This window comes from Chloracidobacterium sp., assembly GCA_016715795.1.
Taxonomy (GTDB): Bacteria; Acidobacteriota; Blastocatellia; order Pyrinomonadales; family Pyrinomonadaceae; genus OLB17.
Map to the genome: position 1 here is coordinate 1,941,699 of JADJXP010000002.1, position 17,368 is coordinate 1,959,066.

19 protein-coding genes are annotated in these 17,368 nt (G+C 56.8%); 1 reads left to right on the forward strand and 18 read right to left on the reverse strand.

The features are described 5' to 3' along the window. Positions 1–5: 5 nt before the first annotated feature. From IPM59_13965 to IPM59_14000, 8 genes are read right to left on the reverse strand one after another with little or no spacing between them, the layout of a single operon-like run. Positions 6–434 (reverse strand): hypothetical protein, encoded by a 429-nt coding sequence (locus tag IPM59_13965; protein MBK9216672.1) that lies wholly within the window; start codon positions 432–434, stop codon positions 6–8. Continuing rightward, entirely contained in the window at positions 435–1,517 is a 1,083-nt protein-coding gene (gene dusB, locus IPM59_13970) for a tRNA dihydrouridine synthase DusB (protein MBK9216673.1), read from the reverse strand. After that, complete coding sequence (locus IPM59_13975; GenBank protein MBK9216674.1) at positions 1,514–1,891, reverse strand: type II toxin-antitoxin system VapC family toxin; 378 nt, start codon at positions 1,889–1,891, stop codon at positions 1,514–1,516. Before IPM59_13975 ends, dusB begins: the two co-directional genes overlap by 4 nt. After that, positions 1,872–2,150: a hypothetical protein gene (locus IPM59_13980; protein ID MBK9216675.1), complete on the reverse strand. Its 279-nt coding sequence runs from the start codon at positions 2,148–2,150 to the stop codon at positions 1,872–1,874. Before IPM59_13980 ends, IPM59_13975 begins: the two co-directional genes overlap by 20 nt. Positions 2,151–2,195: 45 nt before the next feature. Next, entirely contained in the window at positions 2,196–2,423 is a 228-nt protein-coding gene (locus IPM59_13985) for a hypothetical protein (GenBank protein MBK9216676.1), read from the reverse strand. Between the two features lie 4 nt (positions 2,424–2,427). After that, positions 2,428–2,982 (reverse strand): DUF4920 domain-containing protein, encoded by a 555-nt coding sequence (locus IPM59_13990; GenBank protein MBK9216677.1) that lies wholly within the window; start codon positions 2,980–2,982, stop codon positions 2,428–2,430. A gap of 47 nt (positions 2,983–3,029) precedes the next feature. Next, entirely contained in the window at positions 3,030–4,469 is a 1,440-nt protein-coding gene (locus IPM59_13995) for an amidohydrolase (GenBank protein MBK9216678.1), read from the reverse strand. Further along, positions 4,469–6,136 (reverse strand): amidohydrolase, encoded by a 1,668-nt coding sequence (locus IPM59_14000; GenBank protein MBK9216679.1) that lies wholly within the window; start codon positions 6,134–6,136, stop codon positions 4,469–4,471. The genes IPM59_13995 and IPM59_14000 overlap by 1 nt, the downstream gene beginning before the upstream one ends. Before the next feature lie 39 nt (positions 6,137–6,175). Here IPM59_14000 and IPM59_14005 point away from each other — a divergent pair, with 39 nt between their 5' ends. After that, a complete protein-coding gene (locus IPM59_14005; GenBank protein MBK9216680.1) occupies positions 6,176–7,684 on the forward strand; it encodes a hypothetical protein in 1,509 nt (502 codons plus the stop codon). On the opposite strand, the gene IPM59_14010 is transcribed toward IPM59_14005, so the two are convergent. The 10 genes from IPM59_14010 to IPM59_14055 all read right to left on the reverse strand — a co-directional run bounded on the left by IPM59_14010 (position 7,681) and on the right by IPM59_14055 (position 17,355). Next, entirely contained in the window at positions 7,681–8,445 is a 765-nt protein-coding gene (locus IPM59_14010) for a hypothetical protein (GenBank protein MBK9216681.1), read from the reverse strand. The two genes, IPM59_14005 and IPM59_14010, sit on opposite strands and share 4 nt — an antisense overlap. Then, positions 8,446–9,027, reverse strand: a complete 582-nt coding sequence (locus IPM59_14015) for a sigma-70 family RNA polymerase sigma factor (GenBank protein ID MBK9216682.1) — start codon at positions 9,025–9,027, stop codon at positions 8,446–8,448. It abuts the gene before it with no gap. A 222-nt stretch (positions 9,028–9,249) separates the two neighbouring features. Then, the gene (locus IPM59_14020) at positions 9,250–10,278 is read right to left on the reverse strand and encodes an NAD-dependent epimerase/dehydratase family protein (GenBank protein ID MBK9216683.1); all 1,029 of its coding nucleotides are present in this window, start codon (positions 10,276–10,278) and stop codon (positions 9,250–9,252) included. A 3-nt stretch (positions 10,279–10,281) separates the two neighbouring features. After that, positions 10,282–10,545, reverse strand: a complete 264-nt coding sequence (locus tag IPM59_14025) for a Txe/YoeB family addiction module toxin (protein MBK9216684.1) — start codon at positions 10,543–10,545, stop codon at positions 10,282–10,284. A gap of 3 nt (positions 10,546–10,548) precedes the next feature. Next, positions 10,549–10,815, reverse strand: a complete 267-nt coding sequence (locus IPM59_14030; protein ID MBK9216685.1) for a type II toxin-antitoxin system Phd/YefM family antitoxin — start codon at positions 10,813–10,815, stop codon at positions 10,549–10,551. Between the two features lie 54 nt (positions 10,816–10,869). Continuing rightward, positions 10,870–15,291, reverse strand: coding sequence for an AMP-binding protein (locus IPM59_14035; protein ID MBK9216686.1), 4,422 nt, complete (start codon positions 15,289–15,291; stop codon positions 10,870–10,872). Continuing rightward, positions 15,288–15,926, reverse strand: a complete 639-nt coding sequence (locus IPM59_14040) for a hypothetical protein (GenBank protein MBK9216687.1) — start codon at positions 15,924–15,926, stop codon at positions 15,288–15,290. Before IPM59_14040 ends, IPM59_14035 begins: the two co-directional genes overlap by 4 nt. 4 nt (positions 15,927–15,930) lie before the next feature. Continuing rightward, complete coding sequence (locus IPM59_14045) at positions 15,931–16,755, reverse strand: methyltransferase domain-containing protein (protein MBK9216688.1); 825 nt, start codon at positions 16,753–16,755, stop codon at positions 15,931–15,933. A 20-nt stretch (positions 16,756–16,775) separates the two neighbouring features. Continuing rightward, positions 16,776–17,138 carry a type II toxin-antitoxin system VapC family toxin gene (locus IPM59_14050; protein MBK9216689.1) on the reverse strand — a complete coding sequence of 121 codons (363 nt, stop codon included), beginning with the start codon at positions 17,136–17,138 and terminating at the stop codon, positions 16,776–16,778. Continuing rightward, a complete protein-coding gene (locus IPM59_14055) occupies positions 17,125–17,355 on the reverse strand; it encodes a type II toxin-antitoxin system Phd/YefM family antitoxin (protein MBK9216690.1) in 231 nt (76 codons plus the stop codon). Before IPM59_14055 ends, IPM59_14050 begins: the two co-directional genes overlap by 14 nt. Positions 17,356–17,368 lie beyond the last annotated feature (13 nt).

The window sequence follows — 17,368 nt, forward strand, 5'->3', positions numbered from 1 at the left end:
TCCCGTTATTTTAGGATCTCGTTTATCGAATTTTCGAAGATATCGACGCGCCGTTTGGCGCGTTTTACGTCGGGGTGGTCTTTGTTATATGAGCGGGTGAGGCGGTTGAGCGTCGTCTCGAGTTCGGCCTTTTTTACGATCAGTTTGCCGAGGGCGAGCGTGAGTTTTCCGGTTTCGGAAGGCTTTACGCCGTAGACCTTCTCCAGCGACTTGTCGAGCGCGGCGAGCTCAAAGCGCAGGTCGATGATCCGGGGATTTTGCTCGGTGTATTGCTCCGACATGGCGTCAAGGTCGGCGAGCAGTTCGGTCTTTTTCAGCAATACCTCAGCGTAAGCGGGCGACGAACGGATCGGGCCGGCATCGTTCTGAGAGAATGCCGCGATCGTCGAAAAAACGAGGGTCAGAACTGCGATAAGTAGTTGATTCTGTTTCATTTATACTGACATAGCGCGGCCTGCGGCCTGTGGCACGACAGCTGGTTCGCACGAAGCAAATTCAAGATCCGCGTCGGCCTCGACCACGCCGTCACCGAACGTCTCACGGCTCGAAAGCGTCTCAAAATACATGGTGATGTTCTCAAGTATCTCGTCGGCCGAGTGCGAATGATACAGTGTCTGGCGAAACTGAGCGCCGCCCACCAGGCCCTTGGTAAACTGCCCGGCGAGCTGCTTCATCTTGCCGAGAGCGACGATCTCAGGCATCTCTTCGCGGCACATCGAAAAGAATTCGAGCAGCACGTCCTTCTTTTCCGCGAGGTCAGGCTGATACGCCTCACGGCCAGAAAGCACGTCCGCAAACTGCCGAAATATCCACGGATTCTGCATCGCACCGCGGCCGATCAATATGCCGTCAACGCCCGTTTCGCGCCAGCGTCGCATGCCATATTCTATCGTCGTGATATCGCCGTTGCCCGAAACGGGAATGCTGACGGCTGCCTTTACGGCGGCAATACGATCCCAGTCGGCCATTCCCTTATAGCCCTGCTCGCGCGTGCGGCCGTGGACCTGAATATGTTCGACGCCGCACTGCTCGGCCATCTTTGCGACCTCGACGACGTTGATCGATGCCTCGGTATAGCCCGTGCGGAGCTTTAGCGTCAGCGGGATCGTGATCGCCTTCTTGATCTCCTTGAGGATCGTCTCGAGAAGCTCCGGCTCGCGGAGCAGGCCCGAACCGCCGCCGTTCTTGACGACCTTCGGGGCCGGACATCCGCAATTCACATCTAGAATGTCGGCGCCGACCTCCTCGGCCATCTCCGCTCCCATCGCCATCCGCTCGGGCCGCCCGCCGAAGATCTGAACGGCAAACGGCCGCTCCTCCTCATCAAAACGCATTTGCCGCTTTGATTTCGGATTGCCGCGCGTCAGCCCCTCGACCGAGATAAACTCCGACACGACCAACCCAACTCCGCCGCGCCGCTTGATGAGCCGCCGAAACGTGTAGTCCGTCACGCCCGCCATTGGCGACAGGATCAGCGGCGGATCGATCGTAATGTCTCGAATCTTGAACGGCTTCACGGTTTTGGAACGTCTATTGCTAGGCCTTGGATGAAATGAAAGTCCTTTGCGTTGAACGTAACGAGTCTGAGCTCATTTTCGAGGCAGGTCGCAGCAATGATCGCATCCGCCAACAGCAAGCCGTTACTTTTCGAATATTTGCGGATAAGATCGATGGCCCGAAGCCCGATTGCCTCGTCAAAATGAATGACCTTGAAGAATCTGAGAAGTTTTTCGATCTTCCTGACTTCAGTCTTGTTCTTCGACCCTTGTATCAGTTCTAAGTAGACAATGGTACTGAGTGCAGGACGGTCAACTTTTATTCGTTCACCTAAGCGACGATGGCCTTTGAAAACGGCAATGAATACGTTCGTATCAGCCAAGGTGCCTGCCATTGGTTCGGTTCCAGCCGTCTCTTAGCTCATTCGCTATCTCTTGGGTTGATTTTTCGCGATACGACCACATACCGACAACAGCGTCGAGGGCGGCATCAAACTCGTCAACCGAGGCTTTCTTACTACCGTTCGGATCAATCCCGTGCCGCAGACTATTGATGTCATCGAGGCTCTTAAGGATCTCCCGCGCTTTGGCCTTCGAATCGATATGAAAGGACCTCTTAACCTTCTGCGGTATTTCTATGGTGATCACACCCATAACGCGGTCAGTATACCACGCAACGCTCACGTCCTTGCGATGTATCTATTTACCCTTCTTGCGATCGACCACGATCAGAATGATGCCGACCACGGTCATGACGAACGAGGCGAGGAAGACAAGGATGCCCGGGATGACCCCGAGCATCGCTTCCTCCCAGCTTGTGCGGCCGTTGGTGAGCGGCACGAGCAACATCGAAACGACCGTGACTGCGGCACCGAGCAGGACGCCCAAAATGCCAATTACAAGCACGATCTTGCCGACGATACCCATACGATCACTGCTTGGTCAGGACTGCACCCGTCGCGTCAAACGACACTTCGGTCACAGTCCCATCGGCGTTGCGCTTGTCGAACTTTGCGCCGTCATCCTTAATGAGATGTTCGACGTGTTCCTTGTCTAACACTTTGGTTTTGAACTGGCCCTGAGCCTTGACCTTCATGCCGGCTGAATTGAGCGGGATGAAGAACTTGTGGTCGCCGAAGGTGACGCGGACCGTTTTCCCGTCGGTCTTATCGGCCATCTCCATCCAGCAGCCTTCTTTCTTGCAAGAGCGGACGATTACGCCCTCGACCTCGACGGTGTTGTCCACGTATTTGTCAGGAGCGGCAAGCACCTTCTCGACCGATACCTTCATCACGCCCTTGGCAAGTGCTTCACCGCGCGTGATCGACTCGCCCGCCTTGAGCTCGACCGGTGCGTTCTCCTTAGACTTCACGACCGGTTCACCTTTGCTGTTGACTTCCGCCTTGGCATGGCCGTGCGAGTCCTGAGCAAACGACAAGCCTGCTGACACCAAAATAAATGCGATAGATACGATGATATTTTTCATAATTTTGAATGTGCTTTAATTCAATAAAGCCCTTTTGTCATTATACCTTAGCGGCTGTCGTACACAATCCGGCCGCCCATAACGGTCGTGACGACCGTAACATCCCTGATCCTCGAACGATCGATCATAAAGATGTCTTCCGAGAGGATAACGATGTCAGCGAGTTTCCCAGTCTCGATCGTCCCCTTTTCTCGCTCCTGAAACTCAGCGTAGGCCGAACCGAGCGTGTAGGCCGTCACCGCCTCATTCACCGAGATCGAGCGCCGTCCGCTGTTGACTGCGGCGTGAATGCCGGGCAGCGGGTCGAGATCGATCATTGAGGAATCGGAACCGAAGGCGACCCGCGCTCTTGCATTCAGGATGTGTCGATATTCATCACCGAGTCTTGGCCCGCTGTAAAAAAGAAATGGCTGCATCGACGCAATGATGCCGGCTCGCGCGAGTCGGCCAATGTCGGCCGTGCGCATCCGGGCGGCGTGTTCGACGCGAAAGCGCCGATCGCGCGTGCCATTGGCAACGATCACGCGTTCAAACGCCGCAAGCGTGTTTGCGTTCGAGAGCGGCCCTATCGCGTGGACCATTACTTGCAGGCCGGCGCGGTCGGCTTCGGTAACGGCTTCGCCAAGCTCCGCGATCTCACCGTCTTCGCCGTCGGCCATGCCTTTGAGACAACCGCGCCGGGCCATCGGTGAGCCGCCGGCCGCCCGCACGCCCGCCTTAATTAGTTTCTGCCGGTCACTAATGCCAATACAATCGTAAACCCGGACATTGAGCCTGCCGGCCTGGTTCAGGCGTGTCAGGACATCAAAGAGGTCATCGGAGTGAACGTCCTGCACACTTGTAACGCCGAGCGATGCTGCGTAATTGCCCGCAGTCTCGATGATCTCGGCCCAGTTTGACGCATAATCGGCAGGCACTCGGCTACGCACTTTTTCGAGCTCGGCACCGCTGATGACGCCATTGGGCGCCGTGATGCGTGAATCGCGGAGGGCTTGCGAGTTTGCCAAGCCGAAGGAATAGTCCTTCGAGTAAAGAAGGACCGGATGTTCGCCCGCGGCAGCGTCGAGGTCGGCCGCCGTTGGCAGGCCCTTTGCGTCGGTCCAGCCGCGGCCGAGTATCCATCGACCCTTTGGGATGAGACGGGCGCATCTGGCGACGGCCGCCGAAATTTCGGCACCGGTCATGTCGCTGAGATCCATGTGCGAGAAAAGATTGCCGATCGCGGTCAGATGGACGTGTGCGTCGTTGAATCCGGGAATGACGAGCCGTCCGCCGGCATCGAGGACGCGCGTTTTGGGGCCCGCCAGCGTTTTGAGAACGGCGGCATCCCCGACCGCAGTGATCCTGTCGCCCGAAACAGCTATCGCCTGTGCCCGCGGCCGGCGTTGATCAAGCGTCCTGACGTTTGCGTTCGTGATTATGAGATCGGCTCGCTGCTGTGCAGCGGCGGCGGCCGCCAGAAAGACTATGATCGCCGCGGCGCGCATTACTTTCGCTCAAACACGACCCGGCCATCGACCACGGTCGTCATGACACGAACATCGCGGATCTTTGCAGGATCGATCGCAAAGATGTCGTCAGAGAGCACAACAAAGTCCGCCAGCTTGCCGACCTCCAGCGTGCCCTTAACGCCCTCCTGAAACTCCGCATACGCCGAGCCAGAGGTGAACGCCCGAACAGCTTCGTCAACCGTTATCTTCTGGTCCGGCACCCAGCCCGTCGGGTTTTTCAGATCGCTCGTCTGGCGTGTCACGGCTGCGTAAATACCAAAAATGGCATTTAGATTCGCAACGGGCGAGTCGGACCCGAATGCGATGACTGCTCCGGTATCTAGCAGTGATCGAAACGCATACGTGCCCTTCAATCGCTCAGTCCCGACGCGTTTTACGGCCCACTTGCCGTCGTCGTAAACGTGCATCGGCTGCATTGATGCGACAACCTTTGACTTCCCAAATCGCGGAATGTCCTGCTGCCTCAGATGCTGCGCGTGTTCGATGCGAAAACGCCGATCTCGCGCGCCGTTCACCTCATCGAGGCCCGCATAATAGTCCAGGATCGTCGCATTCGCTCGATCGCCGATCGCGTGGATATTGACCTGAAGCCCTGCCTTGTCGGCGTCAATGATGTTCTGCTTCATGGTCGTCGTCACGTCGGCGCGATGAAGTCCCGACGTATTCGGCGCGTCAGCATAGGGCTCGAAGAGCCAGGCGGTCGTCGATCCGAGACTGCCGTCGGCATAACCCTTGACGCAGCCGACACGAAGCATCGGAGTGCCAAACGCAGCGGCGATGCCCGCCGCACGCCATCTGTCAAAGTCCGCCATGGGCGTGCAGGCATATAGCCGCGTCTTCAGCTTGCCTTGGCGTAACAGCTCTTGATAGGCACGCACGTCAAGCGCCGACGAGCCCATGTCCTGGGCGCTCGTGATGCCGAGACTGGCTGCGTATTCGGTCGCGGCAATGGCCTGCTCCACTTTCTGGTCGAAATTCGCCTCGGGTATGACCCGTTCGATATAGGCCTCGGCCGCGTCTTTAAAGATCCCCGTCGGATCTCCCGCCGCATCGCGAACTATCTCGCCGCCGGCGACATCCTTTGTGTGCTTGTCAACGCCTGCGAGCCGCATCGCGAGGCTGTTCGCAAGGGACATATGGCCGTCGAGCCGGCTGACATAGACCGGATTGTCCGGTGTCACGGCATCGATCATCGCCGCCGTCGGCAGTTCGGCCGGCGTCCAGTTCTCATGGTCCCAACGGCCGCCTTCGATCCAGCGGCCCTTGGGCAGTTTTGCGGCAAATTCCTTCAAACGCCTGATGAACTCAGCCGAGCTCGTCACACCCTTCCCAAGATCGATTTGCGAGCGCTGCGCGCCCGTAGCCATAAAGTGCAGATGTGCGTCGTTAAGGCCAGGGATGATCGTCCTGCCTTTGGCATCGATCACCTTTGTTCTTGCGCCGATCAGGCCCTTTGTATCGGCGCCGAGCGCGACGATCCGGCCGTTCAACACTGCCAGTGAACTCGTGACGGTTCGCTTTGCGTCCATCGTCCGGATATTTGCATTCGTCACGACAAGGTCCGCTGAGATAGGGGCCTGCCCGAACGCCGCCGCCCCACAGGCTCCGAGCAATAAGGCAAAGAGGAGTGCAACTCTTTTCATAACAACATTCATCTGCGACACTAAACCTCGATTATACCAATGCGAAAGGCTGTCATCCATTCCGGCTTGTGTTTGCTGGCTCTCGGCATTCTTGCACTGCAGGCCGCGGCTCAATCACCGGCAAAGGTCCTCAAACAAGCCGAGAAGGCGCTTGGCGGTAGCAAGAAGGTCCGTTCTGTCCGCTCCTCGGTGCAGACAGGGACGATCACCCGGCTGGGCGACGGTGCCGTAGGCCGATACCGGTTTCAGACAGAGCAGCCGAACCTGCTGAATATCAGCTATGATCTCGCGGGTTTCGAGCGCGAGAGCGGCTACAACGGCCGTTCGGGCTGGGCCCGCAATTCGCGCGACGGCCTGCGGACACTGACCGGTGCCGATAGCGCCGCCATGCAGGCGACGGCACTTTTTCGCAACAGCCTGTGGCTCAATTACAAACAGCAAAAGGTAAAGCTATCATCGGGCGGCATCGAGAATGTAAACGGCAAACCCGCAAATGTCGTTGTGCTGACGACGCCAAAAGGAATAACGATCAGGATCTGGTTTGACGCGGTCACAGGCCTGCCTGTTCGCGATCAGATCGGTGACGAGACGGCTGAATACAGCGACTATCGTGATATCGACGGCCTCAAGCGGCCTTTTCTTGTCCATCTCGCATCTGGCGGCGAGCGTTATGAGGTGAGGCTTGAGAGCATCCGGTTGAATACCGTTGTCGCTCGTTCGACATTTGACTTTCCCGTGCGGACGAACGAGCCGCTGCCCGACATTTCTGCCCTGCTGAGAGAACTCCAGGCCAACGAGGACCGGGTCGAGGCCTTGCTCGACAGCTATTCATTCACGCAAAAGGTCGTCAAACGCGAACTCGGCAAGGACGGGGTGCTGCGCGAGACCGAGTCTGAGACGTTCCAGATGTCGTTCCACAAGGGCCGGCGAGTCTCGCGCCTTATCGAAAAGAACGGCCGTCCGCTCAGCCCCAAGGACCAAGCCGATGCAGACCGAGACGTAGAAAAACGGATCGACGAGATAGAGAAAGACGCTGCCAGAAGCGAGGCCAGCGAGGCCGGACGCGGCCCGGCGAGGGGCGACGAACGGCGAATCTCGATCGCCGAGGTCCTGCGTGCGTCGAAGCTTATGAATCCGCGCCGCGAGCGCTTTCGCGGGCGCGATGTTGTCGTCTTCGACTTTGAGCCTGATCCGGGTTTTGATATGAAAAACGCCAAGAGCCTGCTCAAATTCTTTGGCAAAACGGCCGGAGTGATGTGGATCGATGAAGAGGACAAGCAGGTCGCCCGAATCGAGGCCTCGCTGGCGGACAGCTTCAATGTCGGCGGTGGTGTTGTAGCAAAACTGAAGAAAGGTGCCTCGTTCGTACTCGATCAGGAACGGGTCGGCGGCGAGATATGGCTGCCGTCAGAGGCCGAGATAAACTTGGCCGTGCGAGTCCTTCTAGTCAAGGGGATCAACGTCAATCAGGTCGTTAAGTCGTATGGATACAGTAAGTTCCAGACCGAGGTAAAGGACGCGGCCGTGGGCCAACCGCAAAAACCTTAAGGCCTGAGCGAGATCGTCATTGTCGAACCATTACGCCGGACACGGACATTCGCGGCCGAAAATTGTCCGCTAAAGCTCGTCCCCGCGTTGAGCGCAGTCCCGTCAACCGCCTCGATAACGTCCCCTGCGACAACGCCCGAATTGGCTGCGATACTGTTTGGTGAAACGGCTCGAACGCGGCAGCCCGAGGCCGAGCATGCGGCCGAGATGCCAAGCATTCCCATCACGGTCGCCGCCGAAAGCCTCGCGTCGGAGCCAATGTTTGCGTCTGTGATCACGCGGTCAGGATCGAGCCCTCGCGGCAGGCGTCGGCGGGCCGTCGGGAAGCTAAAATCGAGCGAACCGCCGCCCTGCTCGTCCGACGGCCGAACGGCCTCAGGCGTCTTCGGTCCCGGTAATGTCGATAACGAATTGTTGGGCGATGGGGCCCGCACCGCGACCTCATCCGGCCGGACGGCCAGCGTATTATCCGGCGGCATCGACGGTAACTGTGGCTGTGAATCAGGCGCGGCTCGCGTCTCGGCGACCGGCGGAACATCTGCCGGAGCGAAAAACGATGTGTAGCCAAAGTATCCGCCGACCGCCAGCAGCAATGCCGCCGGAACCGCAATGCGGGCAAAAGGCAGCAAGCTGCGTCTTGCAGGTATCCCGGCAGCGATACGCGCCCGCACTCGAACGTCGAAATCGCCCGGCGGATCGACCCGGCCAAGCGTGCCCAGCAGCTTGCCTACCTCGTCAAAATTGTTCTCGTCCCGTCGCATCTAAAAATAATGTTGCAGCTTCTCTTTTAACAGCCCTCGCCCGCGGCTGATACGCGATTTTGTGGTGCCGAGGCCGAGCTTCAATATCTCGGCGATTTCGTCGTACGAACGGCCCTCGATATCTCGAAGAACTACGGGTACGCGATACTTCTCGGGCAAGGCCGCAATTGCCCGGCCGATGACCTCGCTTCGTTCATCCTCGACCAGTGCCGCATCGGCAAGCTTTGCCTTGTCCGGCGGCTGATACTCGGCGTCGCTCCCTTCGTCGCCCTGAAACAGCCCAGTGAGCGACAACACCCGCCGCCGCTTTCGCCGCCTGATCTCACTTATCGCAAGGTTCGTCGCGATACGGTAAATATAGGTCGAGAACGCGTAGCCCGTATGGTAGCGGTCGAGAGCGAAATACACGCGAACGAACGTCTCCTGGGCCAGATCAACGGCCTCTTCGTAGTCGTTCAGGAAACGATAGAGATAGTTCGTGATCGGCCCGCGGTATCGCGACATCAATTCGCCAAAGGCGTCATCGTCGCCCGCACGAATGTTCTCGATCAGGGCGTGGTCGGACAGCTTGTCTTCAGGCATGGCCGCGCGCATGCCCCCTGAAGCTGAGTTTTCGCCGCTGTCCGCTTTCCCGCATTCATTCTATTTTCAACAGACCTCGTTCAAAAACAAAGCCTCGCACCGATCCATTTCACGTCCGGACAGGCGCAAAGGTTGCGAAAATGCATGAATCTCAATTCGTGCATTCGTGGCTAATTCTCTATAACGGGTTATAGCGACGAATGCACGAATAAGATACAACCGCTACTTGAAGACACCCTCGCCGAGGAAATTGTGGCGGAGGTGGTTGATCGTGTCCTGGAGTGTCTCTTGCGGGTCTCGTGGAGCAAAGCCAAGCTGTTCTTCAGCCTTTGCTGACGAGAAATACCAGAAGTGCTCTGCCTGCTCAACTTCGTTCGGAGCAACCGGCGAGGTGCGGCTCCAGTTCTTGTAGAGCGAGCTGATCATCGACGAGCCCGCCATTGCAAGTTTCTTCGGCACCTTCATCGCCGGAGCGGCAACTCCCGAAAGACGCTCGAGGCGGCCAAAGAACCGGGCAAAGGTCATATTCGCCGCACCGAGCAGGTATTTCTCCTGATGCTTTCCCTTCTCCAACGCCGCTATGAACGCCGTCGCCGCATCGCGGGCATCGACGAAGTTCAGCCCGCCGCTCGGGCAATACGGCACCTTGCGGCCGAGAAAATCAAGCACCGGTTTTGTTGAAGAAAGACGATCATCCTCGGGGCCAAGCAGCAGCGACGGATTCATTATCACCAGCCGCCGCTCTTTGCCGTCAAAGTTCTCAATAGCGGTGCGCTCCTGGTAATACTTTGACGCGTAATATGCCCAACGCGAAATGATCTCGACCGGCTGTGGGTAGGTCTCGTCAACGACCTCGTCCGTCTCACTCACAGCGATCGTCCCGCTCGACGATGCAAGGACAATCGTACCCACGCCGGCCTCTTTGGCCGCCTCGCACAACAGCCGCGTGCCCTCAAGATGCACTCGGTTCATATCAGCGGCATCATCGTTGTCACGCGAGACCTTGCCAGCGAGATGAAAGATCGCCGAAACATTCTTGACGGCGTTAGCGACGTTCTCACGATCCGTGACCGACCCCTCGCTCGCCTCAACGCCCGCGTCCGTCATCCACGCCGGCACCCGCGACGCCATCACGCGCAGGTTCTTAATACCCGCATCCAGCATCTGCCGCACGATATGCGTACCCAGAAAACCGGTGCCGCCGGTTATCAGAATCTTACTCCCGATCTTTTCGCTTGATTTTCGCGCCATTCGCTATTCGTAATGGGTCCACATGCGGAGCACATTCACGATCTTCTCTTTCTTAATAACCTCATAAACAATTCGATGCTGAATGTTGTTTCGCCGTGAAAACCTGCCGCTGAGTTCACCTGACAGCTTTTCATAGGGTGGCGAATTTTGAAACGGATTTATTGCAAGAATCTCAAGTAGATTGGCCGTTTTCTTTCCTAATCCGGCACGGTGAAGACGCTCGGCGTCCTTTCGAGCTTCTTTCGAATATCTCAGCGTCCAACCCAATCGCTATTCCTCGCCTTTCAAAGTTGCCAAGATATCGTCGTGACTTACCCACTCGTCATCGGACGTTTCTGAAGCAACGTCGAGTGACTCGATGAAGCCCGGTATTGACGATAAGAACAAAGATTCCTGTATCGAACGCCAGTCGTCCTCGCTCACCAAAACAGCGTTGCTGCGCTTGGTTGTTATCATTACTTCCTCGTGCTCATCGGCTACTTGATCGATAAGGCTGAAGAATCGTGCTCTTGCTGCGGTCGCGGTTATCACTTTCATTTCCTAAAATACCTGTGCAGGATTATGCACAAGTCGTCTCAGAATGTCAAAATTCTAGTCATCGATTACCGGTTCCTGTTTGCGCGACCGTCGCCGCTCGGCTTTCCATTGTTTTCGTAAGCTATCGACATCGAATTCCCGCCGCGTCCCGTCGCGCATGTTCTCGATCTCGTGCTGCACGCGGGCGGCGATCAGGCGGTATGACTCCGTATTTGGAACGCCCTCAGTCATCCGTTTGAGCTCGTCGTAGTCGAGAAATCGCCCTACCTTTGCACCGACGCTCGCCCCGAGGCTGCTCGTTGGCGGAATGACCATGCCTTTTGGAAAAGCTTCGTACGTGCCCCAGATGTATATCGGCAGGATGCCGATCTTTTGATTGAGGGCAAGATAGCCGATTATCGGTTTGAACTCCGCGATCTGCCCGCTCTCCTGCCGGCCGCCCTCGGGAAAGATCAACGCATTGTAGCCGTCATTCAATATCTGCAGCACATGCCGCAGCGATTGCCGCAGGCTGCCGCTGCGTTCGATCGGGACGAGCGTCGTAAAGTTGTTCATATACGCCCGCTTGTATTTTGTGTCGAACCAGTAATCAGCGGCTGCGACCGCGACGGTCTGTTCGGCAACATCTTTACCCAGGGCCCGTTTCACAAGGCCCGTGTCAAGGTGCGACGTGTGGTTCGGTGCGACGATAAAGTTAACGTGCTGCGGCACGTTCGACCCACCCTCGATCGACGTGTCGAGCACCGTCGAGTAAAGCGTGTCCTGCGCCAGATCGACCACGGCATTGCCGACGCGGCGAATAATTCCTGGAATGTAAAACTCGTCGTCGTCCTTCTTTTCCTCTAGACGCGGCTCATCCGCGAGCTTCTTTGACCGATCGACGCGTTGAACCGCCGCAAGTAGTTCGCGAACCGATTGCACCTCATTCAGCGTGTCCGGCGATAAGACGCGCCCGCCCGCATCCTCGACCGCCGCCTGTAGCTCGACGAACATCAGCGAATCAAATCCAAGATCCGCCAGCCGGTCTTCCATCGCCACATCGCCGAGCGGACGGCTCGAAACGGTCGCTACGATCTTGCGTATCCACAGCGCGTTGTCATCGGTCTTTGATTCGACGATCTCGTTGGTCTTTGTTTTCGCCCGCTCCTCTAGCTTCTGAAGCATCTCGACGACCTCGGGCCGTTTGACCTTTCGCGTCGCCGTGCGTGGCAATTCGAACGGAGTCAGGTGCAGCACTTTTACACGTTTAAAGAACGGTATTCCGGCAGAAACCTGCCTAAAATACTCCTCAACCCGCTTGTTCGCATCGGTCCGCGAAAGCGAGATCTCGTGTTCGTAATCAGGAACGACGAGGGCCGCGATCTTCTCGCCTCCGTCAGCATCGGGCAGACCGACCACGCTTAACTCCTTGATAATAGACGTCTTGCCATAGATATCCTCGATCTCGTCCGGATAAATGTTCTTTCCGTTAGAATCGATTATTACGTCCTTCGAACGGCCGACGATAAACAAGTTGCCATCATCGTCGATACGCCCAAGGTCTCCGGTTCGCAGCCATCTATCCCGGAGCACCGCGTCGGTCGCTTCCTCGTTATTGTAATAACCGGCCATTACATTCTGGCCGCGCGCGAGCACCTCGCCGACACCGTTCTCGTCCGGCGAATCGATCTTGACCTCGACGCCCGGCAGCGGTTTGCCGACCGATCCTTTGAGCAGTTTGTTGCCGGGCCGAGCGACCGTGAGCACCGGCGAAGACTCGGTCAGGCCGTAGCCTTCGAGCACGGTGAAGCCGAGGCCGTGAAGGTCTTTCTGCACCTTTTCGCTCAACGCCGAGCCGCCCGAGATCAGGTAACGCATCTTGCCGCCCATACCCTGATGGATCGGGAAAAACACGATCGGTCCGAGGTTGAACGGCGTGTTGTCGCGGATCCAGGCGTTGAACTCGATCACGTTGTCGGCGAGATCGGCTATCCAATCGCCGCGTTCCCTGAGGCGCGTTTTGATCCGGCGATGCAGCATCTCCCACAACGCCGGTACGCCCACCATGCCCGTAACATGCCCGTTCTCAATAGTTTTCGAGAGGTCTTCGGCAGTCAGCTCGTTGAGGTAGGTGATCTGTGTCCCGTTTGAGAATGGCGTCAAAAAGCCCGCCGAAAACTCAAATGTGTGGTGCATCGGCAGCACGCTCAGCACGCCATCGGTGATGTCCATGTCGAGCACGGACGAGAGCATCGAGATCATGTTGACGAAATTCTTATGCGACAGCATCACCGCCTTGGGCTTGCCTGTCGTGCCCGACGTAAAGATCAGCGATGCAATAGAATTGGAATGCACTTTTGCGGGCAGCAGAGCGTTGCGCTTTGCCTCCTCGGTCTCCGGCTGCATCTCAAAAACGTCGTCAAACGTCCACACGGCAACTTTCAATTTCGCCGCCTTCAACTTTTTCGCGAGTTCAGGGTTCTCGTCTGCGAGTTTCGGGCTCAAAACTATCGCCGACACCTCCGCCGCCTTTGCAAAGGTGACGATCTCATCCACCGACGACGCCGGATCGATCGGCACGGCAGTCGCACCAGCCTTGAGAATGCCGAAATAGGTGATGCCCCATTCAGGCATGTTGTGAGAAAAGAGAATTACACGCTCGGCCGACTGAATGCCGTTCTTTGCAAAAAAGCCCGCCGCGCGAAGCGTCAGTTCGGCAATGTCCTGATAAGTGTATTGCTCCTTTCGCCCATCGCGCTCGATGCGCATCGCGACACGGGTCGGGAAACGCTTGACCGACGTGTCGAAAAGATCAAGCAGGTCTTTGTAGGTGTAACTCCTCTTCTCAACTGCCTTTAACTCTTCCTCGAGCGTCGGCAGCACCCATTTACGCATGCCCGGGAAATGGACGTTGAGCCAATAGTCGTACCAATCGAGCCGCTCGGGATACCACGGCAACAGATGCTTTTCCTTGTCCTTAATGACGGCTTGTAGAGCCCGGACATTGTCGGACCGATACAGATATTCGTTATCGATCATGAACGGCTTGAACATCGCGAACGCGTCCATCGTCGCCTGCGTTGTGTCCTTAAAACCCTCAGTCGTCTTTTTGAGGTCCGCAATAATGTTGCCGATCCGCCCGCCGCCCCAACGCGGCGTCACACGGTCCATAAGGTCGTCGGCACGCTTCGCGACCTTGTTGAGCATCGGCGCCGACGCGAGTTCATAGGTCCGCTGCCTGACGGGTGTCGCCTCGACCATGCCGGCGAGCTTGTTCGCGAGCTTGTTGCCCGTTTCCTTTTCCTCGAAATGCTGCCGCTTATACAGCCCGACCAGCCCGACAATGCGTTTCATATCGTTCGGGTTCGAGTCGCCCGATGATGCCTGAAAAACGAGCGGCGGATTATCATCAACCAGCACATTCATCGCCGCCGCGAGTATCGCTCCAGCGACCATATCGACCGGGATGATGTCGAGGATGAGTTTTTCGTTAACAGGGATCACGGGCTGACCGCGGAGCGCTATCAGTATCAGCGGTGCAGTCGTCGTAAACCCTTCGTTCCAGCCCGGGAACGGATATTGGTTCGACGACTCGACTATACTCGGGCGCACAAGCGTCTTTACGATATCGTCCTGCGAAGCGATGATCTGCTCGGCGAGCGATTTGGAATACGTGTAGATATTCGTCCAGCCCCAATACTCGGCCCGCTCGGCCCCAAGCTCGGTGGTGCGCTCGCGTATCCACATCTTTCGTTCGCGAAATATCGCCGATTTCAATTCGGTCTCGTCGTCCGGATCGCGGCCTTCTTCGATAAAACGCTTTCTCGCCTGCTCGCGAAATTTCGCCGCCTGCACGGCGTCATCCGCTTCCTGCCGTGCCTGCTCGGATAGGCGAGCGCAGTCCTCGACCTCGCGATTGACGTCAAACGTCGTCCCCACCAGCTCGTCTTTCCTTGGAAAATACCCGACGACAGGTTCATTCTCCCAGATCGGCCCGGAACGCTTGCCCGCAACAAAACACGTCGAAACATGCACCAGCCGCGGCTTTTTCATCATCCGCGCGAGCTTGATTATGTTGTTTGACCCGACGACATTCGTCCTGAGAGCTGACTCAAGCGGCGGATTGAACGTCACATTACCGGCACCATTGATGATGATGTCGGTGTCCCGCATGATCTTGGCCGCTTCCTTCTCATCGAGCCCGAGAAACTCGTTACCGACGTCGCCGTTCACGGGAACGACCTTGGACTTAATAAAATCCTCAAACCCGTCGCCGTACTTCTCCCGCAGCGGATCAAACGTCGGCGACGTCACTATCGACGTCCAAAACCTGGTCCGCGACTCGTTCTCATCCCGTGCCCGCACGGTCGCATACACCTTCCCAATATCCGGAAAGTTATTGAGCAGCATCGACAAAGTGACCTTCCCCACAAAGCCCGTTCCGCCGATGAAGAAGATCTTCTTGCCCTTGAATATTTCTGTTGGTGAAAGTCTCATCTCTGCGTAACCGCTTCCCGCACACGTTGTCGTACGCGATCAAATTCCTCATCGAGGATGTTGATCGCCCCCATTATCTCTGCGACTGGCCAGTGGTTAAAATTCGGATGGACGTCGTCTGTGAGAAAAAACGCGTCGACACCATCGATTACCCGAATCTCGTCGATGTGCTGTTCGACCAAGTTCTGTTGGATATTTCTCTTGCTTACGACTACTACGTTATACATCAGGTTTTCGGAGAAGTTGATTTGCCTATTGCTCAAGAAACCGACGTTCCCTCGAATTTCGCCTAACAGGTCGGCTTTCTCGCGACATTTCTGAGCAAACCCTCCCCGGTCATATCCGAGATCGGTCTTCAGGTCCCACATCTGAACCAGTCGGTCTCCACGCGCAAGAGCAACATCCGGGTAAAATGTTTTGTTCGTACATGTCGGGCGAATCGGTTGATCCACAAAGATAGTGACGCCCTCTGCGTCGTCTCCGAGCGTATCGACAACAAACCTTGCGAATAGATCTTCGACCTTGCTCGCAATTGAGTGACTTCGACCGCGAACAATGCTCGGGTGCGGGAAGATTGGCACTCGCGCATCGCGATACATGTTCGCAACGCGTTCTACGAATTCGCGATTCTCCATGACCCTAGGTTCGGATTGCTCTTACCTCGAGGTATTCACTTTCAACTTCAGTCGTCCCATCCGTCGCCTGATTGTGTTCGCTCCAGAGAGCCTCAAGGTCGGCACGCAACGCCGCCTGACCGTCAGGGTCGAGTGCCTCGAACGCCTTCTGCGTCGGGCCGAAATATAGCCGGAAGTGTTCGACGACATCTTCCGGCGACATGTCGAAATGGAAAATGATCTTTCGCCGCGTCATCTGCAGATCGCTTGTGCCGTCGGCGAGGCGTTCGCGGACGATGTCTTCAATTCCCCATTGGAGCGGCGGCGACATTCCGGGCGGCGGCGGCACGTGTTTGGCTCCGGTCTTGAACATCTGGCCGGTGAACGCCTCGGGCGTCCAGTTTGCCATCGCGATCACGCCTCCGCTTTTGCAAACGCGTTTCAGCTCGCTCGCCGTCACGTCCGGCCGCGGTGCAAACATCGCACCGAACATCGTCATCACCACGTCAAACTCACCGTCCGCATACGGCATATCCTCAGCGTCGCCCACCTCGAATTTGGCGTCGAGGCCCGCTCTCGCGGCATTAGCGACCGCCTGTTCGATCAGGTTCGGGGCGATATCGATGCCGGTTACATCTGCACCGGCACGGGCCGCAGGCAAAGCGAGATTTCCCGTTCCGCACGCGACATCGAGCACCTTCATTCCCGGCTGTACGTTCAATCGTTCAACGAATTCTCGTGCCCCGTGCTCGATCGACCGCGCGATCACGCCAAAATCGCCCGCGATCCACATGCCGCGAAGCTTGCCCTTGAGGGCTTCCATTTCCTGTGACATTTCTGGTGCTGACATATCTATCTCCTGTCTGTCGGTCATCTTGCGATAGGAACGAGCCGCGACTTCAGGATCTTACGGTCGCGGGTGAGCAATGGCATTCCCTCGACAACGCTCGTCGCCGCAATGATCTCGTCGGCGGGATCGGAGCGAAAATCCAGAGCCGTGCTTTGACGGGCGATCTCAAGTGTTATGGGGTACACCGTCAACTGTCTCAGAACTCGCTTAAAGACCGTGCCATCTAGGTCGAGCCTTATCCGCTTAAGTTGAACAAGCTTTGCCAACTCCCACAAAACGACATCCGAGATTGCGAGATCGCCGCCTCGAATCAGCTCCTCTTCTCCTTGTTTCAGTTCGTCGTTGACCGTGGCCAAGAGTATGTTCGTGTCAAGATTCAGCATCCCATTTTATGCCCGTCGACATGATGTCACCCAGTATCTCCATTTCTCCCTTCAAGCAGCCGATTATCTCAAAATCGTCATCCTTGATCGGCGTAACTTTGGCGACCGGCTTGCCACGTTTCTCAACGATGATCCCGTTGCTGTCCAAGTTATCGAAAATATTGAGGCATTTTGCTTTAAATTCCGTTGCGCTGATTGTTCGGGTTCTAGTTTTCATAACACGAATTATA

Bases quoted from the DNA above. Each gene is read 5' to 3' on its own strand.
- IPM59_14035 (MBK9216686.1), bottom strand. From the start codon at position 15,291: ATGAGACTTTCACCAACAGAAATATTCAAGGGCAAGAAGATCTTCTTC.
- IPM59_14030 (MBK9216685.1), bottom strand. From the start codon at position 10,815: ATGAAAGTGATAACCGCGACCGCAGCAAGAGCACGATTCTTCAGCCTT.
- IPM59_14000 (MBK9216679.1), bottom strand. From the start codon at position 6,136: ATGAAAAGAGTTGCACTCCTCTTTGCCTTATTGCTCGGAGCCTGTGGG.
- IPM59_14010 (MBK9216681.1), bottom strand. From the start codon at position 8,445: ATGCGACGGGACGAGAACAATTTTGACGAGGTAGGCAAGCTGCTGGGC.
- IPM59_13975 (MBK9216674.1), bottom strand. From the start codon at position 1,891: ATGGCAGGCACCTTGGCTGATACGAACGTATTCATTGCCGTTTTCAAA.
- IPM59_13985 (MBK9216676.1), bottom strand. From the start codon at position 2,423: ATGGGTATCGTCGGCAAGATCGTGCTTGTAATTGGCATTTTGGGCGTC.
- IPM59_13980 (MBK9216675.1), bottom strand. From the start codon at position 2,150: ATGGGTGTGATCACCATAGAAATACCGCAGAAGGTTAAGAGGTCCTTT.
- IPM59_14005 (MBK9216680.1), top strand. From the start codon at position 6,176: ATGCGAAAGGCTGTCATCCATTCCGGCTTGTGTTTGCTGGCTCTCGGC.
- IPM59_14015 (MBK9216682.1), bottom strand. From the start codon at position 9,027: ATGCCTGAAGACAAGCTGTCCGACCACGCCCTGATCGAGAACATTCGT.
- IPM59_13990 (MBK9216677.1), bottom strand. From the start codon at position 2,982: ATGAAAAATATCATCGTATCTATCGCATTTATTTTGGTGTCAGCAGGC.
- IPM59_14040 (MBK9216687.1), bottom strand. From the start codon at position 15,926: ATGGAGAATCGCGAATTCGTAGAACGCGTTGCGAACATGTATCGCGAT.
- IPM59_14050 (MBK9216689.1), bottom strand. From the start codon at position 17,138: ATGCTGAATCTTGACACGAACATACTCTTGGCCACGGTCAACGACGAA.
- IPM59_14020 (MBK9216683.1), bottom strand. From the start codon at position 10,278: ATGGCGCGAAAATCAAGCGAAAAGATCGGGAGTAAGATTCTGATAACC.
- IPM59_14055 (MBK9216690.1), bottom strand. From the start codon at position 17,355: ATGAAAACTAGAACCCGAACAATCAGCGCAACGGAATTTAAAGCAAAA.
- IPM59_13965 (MBK9216672.1), bottom strand. From the start codon at position 434: ATGAAACAGAATCAACTACTTATCGCAGTTCTGACCCTCGTTTTTTCG.
- IPM59_14045 (MBK9216688.1), bottom strand. From the start codon at position 16,755: ATGTCAGCACCAGAAATGTCACAGGAAATGGAAGCCCTCAAGGGCAAG.
- IPM59_13995 (MBK9216678.1), bottom strand. From the start codon at position 4,469: ATGCGCGCCGCGGCGATCATAGTCTTTCTGGCGGCCGCCGCCGCTGCA.